Origin of the sequence: Pseudomonas entomophila L48 (assembly GCF_000026105.1) — a bacterium.
GTDB classification, from domain to species: domain Bacteria; phylum Pseudomonadota; class Gammaproteobacteria; order Pseudomonadales; family Pseudomonadaceae; genus Aquipseudomonas; species Aquipseudomonas entomophila.
In genome coordinates this window covers 5,712,458-5,725,125 of the sequence record NC_008027.1, presented here as the reverse complement: position 1 = coordinate 5,725,125, position 12,668 = coordinate 5,712,458, and the positions used below count along the sequence as shown (strand labels likewise).

General features: G+C 65.3%; 11 protein-coding genes and 1 pseudogene. 9 read left to right on the top strand and 3 right to left on the bottom strand.

Annotated features, from left to right (window positions below; all coding sequences use genetic code 11):
* Positions 1-49: 49 nt before the first annotated feature.
* Together PSEEN_RS27480 and PSEEN_RS27475 are read left to right on the top strand one after the other, a co-directional pair.
* Positions 50-1,186 (top strand): annotated as a pseudogene (locus PSEEN_RS27480) (Cache 3/Cache 2 fusion domain-containing protein); the annotation flags it as partial.
* On the top strand, positions 1,184-2,050 hold the full coding sequence (locus PSEEN_RS27475; protein ID WP_420806637.1) for a methyl-accepting chemotaxis protein: 867 nt from the start codon (positions 1,184-1,186) through the stop codon (positions 2,048-2,050). The pseudogene PSEEN_RS27480 and the gene PSEEN_RS27475, both read left to right, overlap by 3 nt.
* Before the next feature lie 98 nt (positions 2,051-2,148).
* Here the strand turns inward: PSEEN_RS27475 and hglS are convergent, their stop codons facing one another.
* Together hglS and PSEEN_RS24985 are read right to left on the bottom strand one after the other, a co-directional pair.
* A complete protein-coding gene (gene hglS / locus PSEEN_RS24990) occupies positions 2,149-3,534 on the bottom strand; it encodes a 2-oxoadipate dioxygenase/decarboxylase HglS (RefSeq protein WP_011536375.1) in 1,386 nt (461 codons plus the stop codon).
* A 145-nt stretch (positions 3,535-3,679) separates the two neighbouring features.
* A complete protein-coding gene (locus PSEEN_RS24985) occupies positions 3,680-4,564 on the bottom strand; it encodes a LysR family transcriptional regulator (RefSeq protein WP_011536374.1) in 885 nt (294 codons plus the stop codon).
* 133 nt (positions 4,565-4,697) lie between these two features.
* On the opposite strand from PSEEN_RS24985, the gene amaB reads away from it, so the two are divergent.
* Together amaB and amaA are read left to right on the top strand one after the other, a co-directional pair.
* Positions 4,698-6,188 carry an L-piperidine-6-carboxylate dehydrogenase gene (amaB, locus tag PSEEN_RS24980; RefSeq protein ID WP_011536373.1) on the top strand — a complete coding sequence of 497 codons (1,491 nt, stop codon included), beginning with the start codon at positions 4,698-4,700 and terminating at the stop codon, positions 6,186-6,188.
* Positions 6,189-6,336: 148 nt separating this feature from the next.
* Positions 6,337-7,623 carry an L-pipecolate oxidase gene (amaA, locus tag PSEEN_RS24975; protein WP_011536372.1) on the top strand — a complete coding sequence of 429 codons (1,287 nt, stop codon included), beginning with the start codon at positions 6,337-6,339 and terminating at the stop codon, positions 7,621-7,623.
* A 67-nt stretch (positions 7,624-7,690) separates the two neighbouring features.
* Here the strand turns inward: amaA and PSEEN_RS24970 are convergent, their stop codons facing one another.
* Entirely contained in the window at positions 7,691-9,118 is a 1,428-nt protein-coding gene (locus PSEEN_RS24970; protein ID WP_011536371.1) for a mechanosensitive ion channel family protein, read from the bottom strand.
* 230 nt (positions 9,119-9,348) lie between these two features.
* Here PSEEN_RS24970 and PSEEN_RS24965 point away from each other — a divergent pair, with 230 nt between their 5' ends.
* The 5 genes from PSEEN_RS24965 to PSEEN_RS24945 all read left to right on the top strand — a co-directional run bounded on the left by PSEEN_RS24965 (position 9,349) and on the right by PSEEN_RS24945 (position 12,429).
* The gene (locus PSEEN_RS24965; RefSeq protein ID WP_011536370.1) at positions 9,349-9,777 is read left to right on the top strand and encodes a hypothetical protein; all 429 of its coding nucleotides are present in this window, start codon (positions 9,349-9,351) and stop codon (positions 9,775-9,777) included.
* A complete protein-coding gene (locus PSEEN_RS24960; protein WP_011536369.1) occupies positions 9,774-10,100 on the top strand; it encodes a DUF4234 domain-containing protein in 327 nt (108 codons plus the stop codon). Before PSEEN_RS24965 ends, PSEEN_RS24960 begins: the two co-directional genes overlap by 4 nt.
* Before the next feature lie 155 nt (positions 10,101-10,255).
* On the top strand, positions 10,256-10,885 hold the full coding sequence (gene ycaC / locus PSEEN_RS24955) for an isochorismate family cysteine hydrolase YcaC (RefSeq protein WP_011536364.1): 630 nt from the start codon (positions 10,256-10,258) through the stop codon (positions 10,883-10,885).
* A 118-nt stretch (positions 10,886-11,003) separates the two neighbouring features.
* A complete protein-coding gene (locus PSEEN_RS24950) occupies positions 11,004-11,570 on the top strand; it encodes an antibiotic biosynthesis monooxygenase (protein ID WP_011536368.1) in 567 nt (188 codons plus the stop codon).
* Positions 11,571-11,610: 40 nt separating this feature from the next.
* Positions 11,611-12,429, top strand: coding sequence for an alpha/beta fold hydrolase (locus tag PSEEN_RS24945; protein ID WP_011536367.1), 819 nt, complete (start codon positions 11,611-11,613; stop codon positions 12,427-12,429).
* Positions 12,430-12,668: the final 239 nt, after the last annotated feature.

The following is a 12,668-nucleotide window of genomic DNA, read 5'->3' as shown; positions in this document are numbered from 1 at the left end:
AGGGCGCGATTACCCGTCGATCAGAAAGCGGGCGGTCAGCGTGATCAGGATGATCCCGGCCTCTTGCCAGGAGCTTCCCATGTCCCAACCGCGTGCCCGGATTGCCTCGCAACTCGGTGTCGCCCTCGCCGTCGTGCTGGCGTTGGTGATTACCGGCAGTACCCTGTTCGCCCTGCGTTCGCTGGACGACGCCAACCTCACCACCCGCCAGGCGCACCTGGCCAGCGAGGCGCGGTTGCTGGCCGACCAGCTCGATACCTTCCACGGTTCGCTCAAGGACAACACCCAGCGCCTGAGCGGCCTGTTCGAGCGGCGCTTCGCCTCGGGCCTGGCGGTGCACGCGGGCGAGACGGTCAATGTGGCCGGCGCGCAGACACCGGCCCTGTACCTCGGCGATCACCTGCTGAACAACGATTTCCAGCAGGTCGACGAGTTCCAGCAGATGACCGCCGGGGTCGCTACCCTGTTCGTGCGCAGCGGCGACGACTTCGTGCGCATCAGCACCAGCCTGACCAAGCAGGACGGCAGCCGCGCCATCGGCACCCAGCTCGATCGCCAGCACCCGGCCTATTCGAAGCTCATGGCCGGGCAGACCTATGTGGGCCGCGCCGTGCTGTTCGAACGCAACTACATGACCCGCTACGTGCCGGTGCGCGACGGCGCCGGCCGGGTGATCGCCGTGCTGTTCGTCGGCTTCGACTACACCGACGCGCAGAACGCCCAGTTCGCCAACCTCAAGCGCTTCCGCATCGGCCAGACCGGTTCGCTGGCGCTGCTCGACGAGCAGGGCAAATGGCTGGTCCCACCGGCTGGCGCGGGTGATGCCGACGGGCAGGTGTTCAAACACTTCGAGCCGGGCCAAGGGCGCTTCTGGGCCAGCGCGGGCGAGCAGTTGTTCAGTGTTGCCGTGCCGTTCGCCGAAGGCCCGTGGACCGTGGTGGCGAGCATGCCCGAAGGGGAAATCCGCGAGGTGACCTGGAGCGTCGGCCTGCGCCTGGCCATTGGCAGCCTGCTGGCCATGCTCCTGGCCGTGGCCGCCACGCTGTGGCTGCTGCGCCGCAAGCTGCGCCCGCTGGGCGACCTGGTGCGCCAGGCCGAGGCCCTCGGCGCGGGCGACCTCAGTGCCCGCCTGAGCGTGACCAGCCATGACGAGATCGGCCAGCTGGCGCGCAGCTTCAACCAGATGGGCGAGGCCCTGGCGACCATGGTCGAGCACATCCGCAGTGCTTCCGACCAGGTCAGCGGCCGCGCCCGTTCGTTGTCGGGGCTGTCGTCCGGCGCCTGCGAAGGCATGGACCAGCAATCCGGTGAGATCACCAGCATGGCCGGCGCGGTGGAGGAGTTCAGCGCCACCTCGATGAACATCGCCGACAACATGGCCGGCACCGAGCGCATGGCCCGCGACAATGCCCAGCAGACCCGCATCGGCCGCACGGCCATGGACGAAGCGTCGGCCTCGCTCAAGCAGATCGCCGAGGCCCTGGGCGGCACTGCGGCGGTGATGGATACGCTCGGTGCGCGTTCCCAGGAAATCGGCGGCATCGTCGGGGTGATCACCGCGATTGCCGAGCAGACCAACCTGCTGGCGCTGAACGCCGCCATCGAAGCGGCCCGGGCCGGCGAGCAGGGGCGTGGTTTCGCGGTGGTGGCCGATGAAGTGCGTGGCTTGGCCGCGCGCACCCGCCAGGCCACCGACGAGATCTCCGGCATGATCGCCAGCATCCAGCAGCAGACCGGCCATGCCATCAGCACTCTGGAGCAGGGTAACGAGCTGATGCAGGAGGGGTTGGCGCGCAACGACAAGGTGGCCGAGGCGCTGGCGCGCATCGACGAACAGAGCCGGGTTGCCGGTGAGCAGTTCACCGTGATCAGCACGGCGACCCAGGAGCAGAGCAGCACGGCGACGGTGCTCAGCCGCAACCTGCAGAGCATCGCCCAGGCCAACAGCGAGCAGCGTGACGTGGCCAATGAGCTGGCGATGACGGCGCGGGAGCTGGAAGGGCTGGCGGGGCAGTTGCGTCAGGAAGTGGATCGGTTCCGGGTCAAGTAACAGGTTTGTTGCCTGTGCTGGCCTCTTCGCCGGCAAAGCCGGCTCCTACAGGTACCGCGTAAACCCCTGTAGGAGCCGGCTTGCCGGCGAACCTGGCCTCACATCGCCCCCAGGTCCAAGGCTTGCGCACATGCCTGCAGCGACCGTCGTTCGCTCTGCGCATAAAGCGCCAACTCATCCTGCACCGTCAGCCCCAGCGCCTGCTCGAAGGCCTCGCGGTTGGCATTGCTGCCGTACTCCGCCTGCCCATCGTCGCCCAGGTTGGACTGGAAGATCCCCGCCGCGCTCACCGGCAGGAAGTCCTCGTACACCAACGCCTCGTAATGCACATGCCCGGCGTCGATCAGCCCTTGCAGGGTGGTCGGGCGATCCGCCTGGCCGCGCGCCGCCAGCCCTTTTTCGGTAGCGAAATAGCGGAAGTACGCCAGCCCTTGCTCGCGCATCTGCGCCAGGTCATCCGGGAACTCGGCGAAGTGCTGTGCGAGCAGCGTCATGTAGCGTTCGGCATTGGCCTCGGCCGGCGCGCCGCCCAGGGCTGCGCGGGTTGCATCGAGCAGGCGGTCGTACAGTTGCCGACCCTTCGGCGTCAATGCCGCGCCGCGCTGCTCGATCTCACCGAAGCGCGCGGTATGGCTGCCCTGGGCATCGCTGAAGGCGACCTCTTCCTGTAGGGCCTTGAAGCTGGTCTGGCGCAGCAGGATCGGGTGACGGCGGGTCGGCGGGCCTTCGACCACGGCCTTGGGCGGGATGCCCTTGGCCGGCATGCCGAGCTGGATCGCATCGATGTCCAGGGTGCGTGGCGTGAGGTGGTTGATGTGCGGGCCCTTGAAGGCCACCACGTCGGCGATCAGCCGGTGCTGGTCGTGCAGTTGCTGGTACTGCTCGGCGGTGACGGTGGCGTCCTGGTGCCAGCGGAAGGTGTGCAGGGCTTCCTGGACGAAGGTGTCGGCGTCGGATGCGTTCAGGCCGCCATCGCGTTCGCATTGGTCAATCAGTTCCAGCGCGCGGGGGGTGAAGATCTGCCGCTTGGCCAGGATGCTCTGGGCCAGATCACGCAGTTTCGGATTATCGATCAGCTCCAGGCGCAGCAGCGAGGTGAACACGCGGAACGGGCTGATATGCAGCGACTGCTCATGCACCGCGCGAAACGCGGTGGAGTGCACCGGCACTCCGGCCGAACTCAAGTCGTAGTAGCCGACCGGTTCCATGCCCATCACCGCGAATAGGCGGGCGATGGTGGCCAGCTCCTCGGCGGTGCCCACGCGGATGGCGCCGTGGCGCTCCTGGTCGAGGCGCTCGATCTCGCCGGTCCAGCGCAGGGCCTCGGCGACCTTGGGCTGCTCGGCCATGACCTGGCGGTTGATCTCGCTCACCAGCTCGAGCAGCGTGCCGTACAGGGGCACTTCCTGCTTGTACATGAGCGACATGGCGGCGGAGAACCGCGCGCGGATGCTGTCGGGGCTGACGAAATCGTGGGCGGGCATCGCGAGCTTCCTGGGTGAGTGAGGACCCTTACATGAAAGCTGGGAATGGAGTGGCCGTACAAGCGAAAAAAAGTGCGGGTTTCATTCCTTTTTTGATCGACCTCAGGGGCGGTTCGCCGGCAAGCCGGCTCCTACAGGTGAACCGCTACAACTGCTCGCGTACCCACTCAACCAACGCCCGCACCTTCGGCACCTCCGCCGCATGCTCGGCAAACGCCAGGTAATGCGCGCCATTGCTCTTCATCGCATGATCCCAGGCCACCACCAGGCTGCCCTCGGCCAGCTCCTTCGCCACCAGGTAACGTGGCACCAATGCCACCCCACAGCCGGCCTGCGCCGCGCTCAAGGCCATGTAGAAGGTATCGAAGCGCGGCCCGTGGTAGCTGTTGTCGGTGTGCAGCCCCTGCTCCAGGAACCACTCGTGCCAGGCCTCCGGCCGCGAGGTGCTCTGCAGCAGCACCAATTCCGCCACCGCGCCCGCGTCAGGCAGCGTGCGGCCTTGCAGCAGTTCCGGCGCGCACACTGGCAGCACTTCCTCACCGAACAACTCCACGCAGGTCGCCCCCGGCCAGGTGCCCTGGCCAAAGAAGAACACCACGTCGGCCGAGCCCTGCAGCAGGGCGAACGGTTCCATCTCGTTGCGGATGTCCAGGTGGATGTTCGGGTGGCGCTTGCCGAAGCCCTTGAGGTGCGGAATCAACCAGCGCACGCCGAAACTCGGTTGAGTGGCTACCTTCAATACTTCGGTCTGCGTGCCGTAGCTGAGCACGTAGCGGCTGGACATGTCGACCTGGGTGAGGATCTTGTTCACTTCAGCCAGGTACAGCGCGCCCGCGGGCGTGAGCTGCAGGCGCCGGCGAATGCGCAGGAACAGGTGATGGCGCAGCATCTCCTCGAGCTGCGCCACCTGCTTGCTCACCGCGCTCTGGGTCAGGTGCAGCTCCTCGGCGGCGCGGGTGAAGCTCAGGTGGCGGGCTGCAGCCTCGAAGCACTGCAGGGCGGTCATGGAAGGCACCAGGCGTTTGGACATAGCGGTCTCTGCGGCTCGAATCATTACCTGGCGGAATGATATGCGGAATAAAGGTCGTTTGTTGCACCTGTGTAATCGGATTAATACTGACCCACGTCATTTTCCAACCCTTCACCCGATGTAGGAGAAGCACATGGTTGCTGGATTGCTCGAACGCCTCGGCGTTACCGCCGCGGCTCACACCCAGGGCGACCACCCTGTCCACACCCCGATCGACGGCAGCCAGATCGCCTCGGTGAAACTGCTCGGCAAGGCCGACACCACCGCCCGCATCGACCAGGCGCAGCAGGCCTTCGAAGCCTGGCGCAATGTCCCGGCGCCGCGCCGTGGCGAGCTGGTGCGCCTGTTTGGCGAAGTGTTGCGCGAGCACAAGGCCGACCTGGGTGAGCTGGTGTCGATCGAAGCCGGCAAGATCACCCAGGAAGGCCTGGGCGAAGTGCAGGAAATGATCGATATCTGCGACTTCGCCGTGGGCCTGTCGCGCCAGCTGTACGGCCTGACCATCGCCTCCGAGCGCCCCGGCCACCACATGCGTGAAAGCTGGCACCCGCTGGGCGTGGTCGGCGTGATCAGCGCCTTCAACTTCCCGGTGGCGGTGTGGGCGTGGAACGCTGCGCTGGCACTGGTGGCCGGCAACGCCGTGGTGTGGAAACCGTCCGAGAAGACCCCGCTTACCGCCCTGGCCTGCCAGGCGCTGTTCGAAAAAGCCCTGAAAGCCTTCGGTGATGCGCCGGCGGGCCTGAGCCAACTGGTGATCGGCGGCCGTGAAGCCGGCGAAACCCTGGTCGACGACCCGCGCGTGCCGCTGGTCAGCGCCACCGGCAGTACCCGCATGGGCCGTGAAGTCGGGCCGCGTGTAGCGGCGCGCTTCGGTCGCAGCATCCTCGAACTGGGCGGCAACAACGCCATGATCCTGGCCCCGAGCGCCGACCTGGACCTGGCCGTGCGCGGCATCCTGTTCTCAGCGGTGGGCACCGCTGGTCAGCGCTGCACCACCCTGCGCCGGCTGATCGTCCACCGTTCGATCAAGGACGAAGTGGTGGCGCGGGTCAAAGCCGCCTACGGCAAGGTGCGCATCGGCGACCCGCGCAAGGACAACCTGGTTGGCCCGCTGATCGACAAGCTGTCGTTCGACGCCATGCAGGGCGCGCTGGCCAAGGCCCGCGACGAAGGCGGCCTGGTGTTCGGTGGCGAGCGTCAGCTGGCTGACCAGTACCCCAATGCCTACTACGTCTCGCCCGCCATTGCCGAGATGCCGGCCCAGAGCGACGTGGTGCGCCACGAGACTTTCGCGCCAATCCTCTACGTGCTGGCCTACGACGATTTCGAAGAGGCGCTGCGCCTGAACAACGAAGTGCCGCAAGGGCTGTCCTCGTGCATCTTTACCACCGACATCCGCGAGGCCGAGCGCTTCCAGAGTGCCTCGGGCAGTGATTGCGGTATCGCCAACGTCAACATCGGCACCAGCGGTGCGGAGATTGGTGGCGCGTTCGGTGGCGAGAAGGAGACCGGGGGCGGGCGTGAGTCCGGGTCGGATGCCTGGAAAGGCTACATGCGTCGCCAGACCAACACCGTGAACTATTCGCGCGAGCTGCCGCTGGCGCAGGGCATCGTGTTCGATTGATGATCGCAGGCGGGGGCTAAGGCCCCCGGATCGCGACGCAAGGCCGCTCCCACAGGGTTCGGCGGGATTCCTGTGGGAGCGGCCTTGCGTCGCGAAAGGGCCGCAACGCGGCCCCAGAGGCAATAAGAACAATAGCTGGAGCCGGGCCATGTCCGAACTGCGTCAAGAATGTCTGTGGGAATTCGTCACCCAGCCGACCGTGGCCGCCCAGGCCCTGGCTGGCGAGCACAAGGCCGATGTCTGCGTGATCGGCGGCGGCATCACCGGCCTGTCCGCGGCGATCCACCTGCTGGAGCAAGGCAAGTCGGTGATCCTGCTGGAGGCCTGGAAGATCGGCCATGGCGGTTCCGGGCGCAACGTCGGCCTGGTCAACGCCGGCACCTGGATTCGCCCCGACGACGTCGAGGCCACCCTCGGCCACAAGCAGGGCAGCCGCCTGAACAAGGTGCTCGGCGAGGCCCCGGGCGAAGTGTTCGCGATGATCGAGCGCCTTGGGATCGATTGCCAGGCGCAGCACAAAGGCACCCTGCACATGGCGCACAACGCCACCGGCATCGCCGACCTCGAGGCCCGCCACCAGCAATGGACCCGGCGCGGCGCCGACGTCGAGCTGCTGACCGGTGCGCAATGCCAGGAATACTGCGGTACCGACAAGATTTCCGCCGCGCTGCTCGACCGCCGCGCCGGCACCATCAACCCCATGGGGTATACACAAGGCCTGGCCGCCGCCGTGAGCCGGCTGGGGGGCAAGCTGTTCCAGCAATCCTCGGTCGAAGGGCTGGAGCGCGACGGCGATGCCTGGCGGGTGAAGACCGCGCGCGGCGCGGTGCGCGCCGACAAGGTGGTGATTTCCACGGGCGCCTATACCGAAGGCGACTGGAGCAACCTGCAGAAGCATTTCTTCCGTGGCTACTACTACCAGGTTGCCTCCAAACCCTTGCAGGGCGCGGCCGCCGACAAGGTCCTGCCCCATGGCCAGGGCTCCTGGGACACCCGCACCGTGCTCAGCAGCATTCGCCGTGACGACCAGGGCCGCTTGCTGCTCGGCAGCCTCGGCCGGGTCGACAACAAGCCGGCGTGGTTCGTGCGCAGTTGGGCCGATCGCATCCAGAGCCATTACTACCCGGAACTGGGCAAGGTCGAGTGGGAGATGCACTGGACCGGCTGCATCGATTTCACCCCCGACCACCTGATGCGGCTGTTCGAGCCGGCGCCGGGGCTGGTGGCGGTGACTGGCTACAACGGCCGGGGCAACACCACCGGCACGGTGATCGGCCGGGCCTTTGCCGAGTTTTTGCTCAAGGATGATCCGGACAGTTTGCCGATTCCGTTCTCGCCGATGAAGCCGGTGAGCGCGCCGTCGTTGCGCACCGCGTTCTATGAGTCGGGGTTCTCGCTGTACCACGCGGGGCAGTGTTTGCGGGTGGTGTTGTAGGCGGTTCGCCAGCAAGCTGGCTCCTACAGGGTCGGCGCATACCTGTAGGAGCCAGCTTGCTGGCGAATCACTTGTGCAGCCAACTCAGAAACCCGCCTTTCTTCACAACGGTCGGCTTCTGCAACAACAGCGATTCACGCTTCTGCCGACGGAAGCGCTGCAACTTGGTCAATGCCGACTTCACGTCCCCGCTCTGGGTCAGGCAGCCGCGTATCTGCTCCTTGTCGATGCGGTAGAGCACACACCCCGTCAGGGCACGGAATTCGACGGGCGAGGCCTCGTCATCCAGCAACCCTTCCAGCGCCAGCACTTCCCCCGGCCCCATGCGGCCACCCTCGACCACCCGCTCGCCATCGCGCACCGACGCCGACACCACGCCACGGCTGATCAGCAGTACATGGTCTGAGCGCTCGCCGATAGCCAGGATCACCTGGTCGGCCGGGTACTCTACCGTGGTCATGCGCTGGCTCAGGCTGTCGCGCTCGTCGCTGGTCAGCGAGCGGAACACCCGCACCTCCTCCAGCAGCTCACGCTGGCGGCTGCGCGCTGGTACGCCGGTCTCGACGTTCCAGATCACGCCACTGGCCTCCAGGTGGCGGTGGGCCAGGTCGAACAGCTGGTTGCGCACTTCGGTCTTGCGCGACATGTCGGCGATGAAACCGCTGGCCTCGTACTCCACCGACTCCAGCGTCGACGCCTTCACCGTGACCTTGGGCGCGGGCTTGTCCAGCAGGATGCTGATGCCCTGCAGGGTCTTTTCCAGCGCATCGAACACCCGCTGCGGGCGCACCTTGGCCGGCACCACCACGCTGATCGACACCCCGTGCACCTCGGCCGGGCGGCTGAAGTTGAGGATCTTGGCCTTGGCCGCCACCGAGTTGGGGATCACCGCCAGGCTGCTGTTGCCGGTGATCAGCCGGGTGGCGCGCCAGTCGATATCGACGACCTTGCCCTCGGTGCCGTCGATGGAGATCGAGTCGCCGATCTGGTAGGGCCGCGTGGTGTTCAGCACGATGCCCGAGAACACGTCGGCCAGGGTGCTCTGCAAGGCCAGGCCAATGACGATGGCCATCACCCCGGAGGTGGCCAGCAGGCCCTTGACCGGCAGCTGCATCACATAGGCCGCCGCCGCCACCGCCGCCACCAGGAAGATCAGCGCCCCCACCACATCCTGCAGCAGGCGCCCGCCGTGGCTGCCCCGCGCCACCAGCAACAGGCCGAACACCACCGTCACCGTGCGCGCGCCGAACAGCCACCAGCCGATCGCCAGCACCGTGGCCATCAGGTTGCGCGACACATCGTCGGCCCAGGGCGGCGGTTGCAGCGGGCTCATGCCCGCGGCCAGCAAGACCCAGCTGAACAGCAGGAAGATCGCCAGCCGCGAGGCGATGCGCCAGGCGCGGCGTTCCAGGGGGATCAGGTGCCAGAGCAGCAGGTCGAGGAAGATCAGGGCGGTGCCGAGCAACAACGGGGAAGACTGGATGAAAGCCAGCATGATGATCTCGGTGCGAGGGAGGGCTGTGGCTAGTAATAGAGCAGGTTGAAGGGGCAGGCAATCTTGTTGTCGCTGTTCGCCGGCAAGCCGGCGCCTACAAGGGCACGATGTTCTTGCTGCAGGCCGATGAGTTGGAAACAATGGCGCACGGTTGAAGCCGCGCGTGCTTCGAGTGTGCCAGGGCGGCATTGGGATTGCCCGGGGCTTTTCGATTTTTCCAGGAGGCTGCAGTGGCTACAGGGACGTTATCGGCAGAAGCGATTTTCGAGAAGTACCACCGGTTCGACGATGGTTATCTGCTGGCGTTCGAGTATCAGGAAGCCGTGGATGGAACCCTCAGCTTTGCAATGACCTTCAACGGCCGTGACAACTGGGCCGGCGGCAATGTCTGGCGACATGTCAGGGTCGTGGTCGAGGATGTTCGGGAGTTGTCCCTGAAAGTATCCAGCGATGAATGCCGGCGGATCTATCTCAGCGTCAAACTGCTGAAGTTCGATGGCCTTTGGTGCATCGATGTGAACGGTATGTATGGCGGTGCCGAAGACCCTCGCTCACTCGACGAGGTCCGACGTGACGGTGAGTTCTATGTAGTGGGCGGCCATGTCCGGGCAGAGGAGCTTCCCGAGCATGAACAGCGACCAAGTGGGTCGATTTCGTGACCCTGTGTGAAACCCTCGGTTTCGTCAATCGCCTGATGTTCGTGTGTGTAATGGTGTCCGCATTCACCCTGGCTATCTATGCCTGGTACTTCGCCAGGCAGCGCGGTCTGGATATCAATACCTTCGAAGGGGCGGGCGAGGTCCACAGGCTGGCCGTGACCTTCGAGCACAAACTGCTCTCGGTGTTGCTCATTCTGGGGCTCTATGTGTTCCCCCTGTTGCTTGTCCTGTCGTTCGGTCCCTTGATCTGGGGGCTGTTCCAGGGGTGTGAGTACAGGCTCAGTGGTCGCAACGCTCACATCGTCTGGAAACTGGTCCGTTAAGCAGCGCTGCGCGAAGGGAAGTCGATCGTTCTTTAAATAGAACGCTAAGGCCAATTTTCGCCGTCTACCGCCTCAAAGGTGATGAATCTAATCTTTGCCCATCAACGCGAAACACCGATGGCAACGACAATCACACACCTTTGGGAGCAACGACGATGAGCAAATTCACCTACAACCGCCTGAACAAAGACGACGCCGCCGTACTGCTGGTGGACCACCAGGCTGGCCTGCTGTCGCTGGTGCGCGACATCGAGCCGGACCGCTTCAAGAACAACGTGCTGGCCCTGGCGGACCTGGCCAAGTACTTCAACCTGCCGACCATCCTCACCACCAGCTTCGAGCAAGGCCCTAACGGCCCGCTGGTGCCGGAGCTCAAAGCACTGTTCCCGGATGCCCCGTACATCGCCCGCCCTGGCCAGATCAACGCCTGGGACAACGAGGACTTCGTCAAGGCGGTGAAGGCCACCGGCAAGAAGCAGCTGATCATCGCCGGCGTAGTGACCGAGGTGTGTGTGGCCTTCCCGGCGCTGGCGGCCCTTGAGGAAGAGTTCGAAGTGTTCGTGGTGACAGATGCTTCCGGCACCTTCAACGAAATGACCCGCGACGCGGCCCACAACCGCATGAGCCAGGCCGGCGCGCAACTGATGACCTGGTTCGGCGTGGCCTGTGAGCTGCACCGCGACTGGCGCAACGATGTCGAAGGGCTGGCGGCACTGTTCTCCAACCACATCCCCGACTACCGCAACCTGATCACCAGCTACAACGCCCTGACCGCCGGCAAGTAAGCCGCCGCCAGCCTGGCACCCGCGCGGTGCCAGGCAAGGCAGCACAGCCATCCAATCCAGCGCCCGTGTGCCGTTGCACAGTGGATGCAGGCTAGCTCATCCCCAGGAAATGTCAGCGATGAACACCGCAACCGAAGGCAACCGCAATGTCGTCACGCTGGTGATCCAGCACAAGGTCCGTGTTCAGGCGCTGGCGCACTACGAAACCTGGCTCAAGCGCGCCGTGACCACCGCCCGCCAACAGCCTGGCCACCTGGACGTCAATGTCATCCGCCCGGACGGTAGCGGCCGCCACTTCACCACCGTGGTGCGCTTCGCCGATGCCGGCCTGCTGCAGGCCTGGGTCAACTCTGCCGAGCGCCAGGCGTTGATCAGCGAAGTGCTGCCACTGTTGGAAGACGGCGACCAGACCCAGGTGCACGACGACCCGGAGTTCTGGTTCACCCCGCCCAGCATGGGCGCCGCGCAACCACCGCGTTGGAAACAGGCCCTGCTGACTTACCTGGTGATCTGCCCGATGACCCTGGTCATTCCGCAGCTGCTGGCGCCGCTGTTTGCCCGTTATCCGCTGCTGGGTGGCCCGGTCACCGGCAACTTGGTCACCAACCTGTTCGTCATCCTGCCCGTGGTGTTCTACATCATGCCCTGGGTAACCCGCCGCTGCGCCGCCTGGCTGCGTGGCTGAATTTTGCGAACCGCCAAATCCATTTTCAGGAGATACCGATATGAGCACGCTCGTCACCCGCGATGGCACCTCGATCTACTACAAGGACTGGGGCACCGGCAAACCCGTGCTGTTCAGCCACGGCTGGCCGCTCGATGCCGACATGTGGGATTCGCAGATGGAGTACCTGGCCAGTCGCGGCTACCGCGCCATCGCCTTTGACCGCCGCGGTTTTGGCCGCTCCAGCCAGCCGTGGGACGGCTACGACTACGACACCTTCGCCGATGACATCGCCCAGCTGATCGAACACCTCGACTTGCGCGAAGTGACCCTGGTGGGCTTCTCGATGGGCGGCGGTGATGTCAGCCGCTACATCGCCCGCCATGGCAGCGAGCGTGTGGCCGGCCTGGTGCTGCTGGGCGCGGTGACGCCGGTGTTCGGCAAGCGTGCTGACAACCCGGACGGTGTCGATACCACGGTGTTCGACGGTATCAAGGCCGGCCTGCGTGCCGACCGTGCGCAATTCATCGCTGACTTCGCGGCGCCGTTCTACGGTATCAACCATGGCCAGCAGGTGTCCCAGGGCGTCCAGGCCCAGACCTTGAACATCGCCCTGATGGCATCGATCAAGGGCACCCTGGATTGCGTGACGGCGTTCAGCGAGACCGACTTCCGCCCGGACATGGCCAGAATCGATGTGCCGACCCTGGTGATCCATGGTGACGACGACCAGATCGTGCCATTCGAAACCACTGGCAAGCGGGCCGCCGAGCTGATCCGTGGGGCTGAACTGAAGGTATACGCCGGCGCACCGCACGGGTTCGCGGTGACCCATGCGCAGCAGTTGAACGAAGACCTGCTGGCGTTTCTTCAGCGGTAAAGGTGCAAGGCACGAGCCCCAGGGGTTGCTAACCTCAATCAGCCCCACGGCACATCCATCCAATCCTTCGCCTGGCGTCAACCGGCATGCTCCGCCATGACGCCTGTCGCATCCCGATGGAGAACACCATGTCCCAGGCCTCGAACGACAAGAGCCGCCGCCAGTTCCTCGCCGCCAGTACCATGCTTGGTGCGGCTGGCGCCATCTGGTCCGCGTTGCCCTTTGCCGGCACCGCCGGT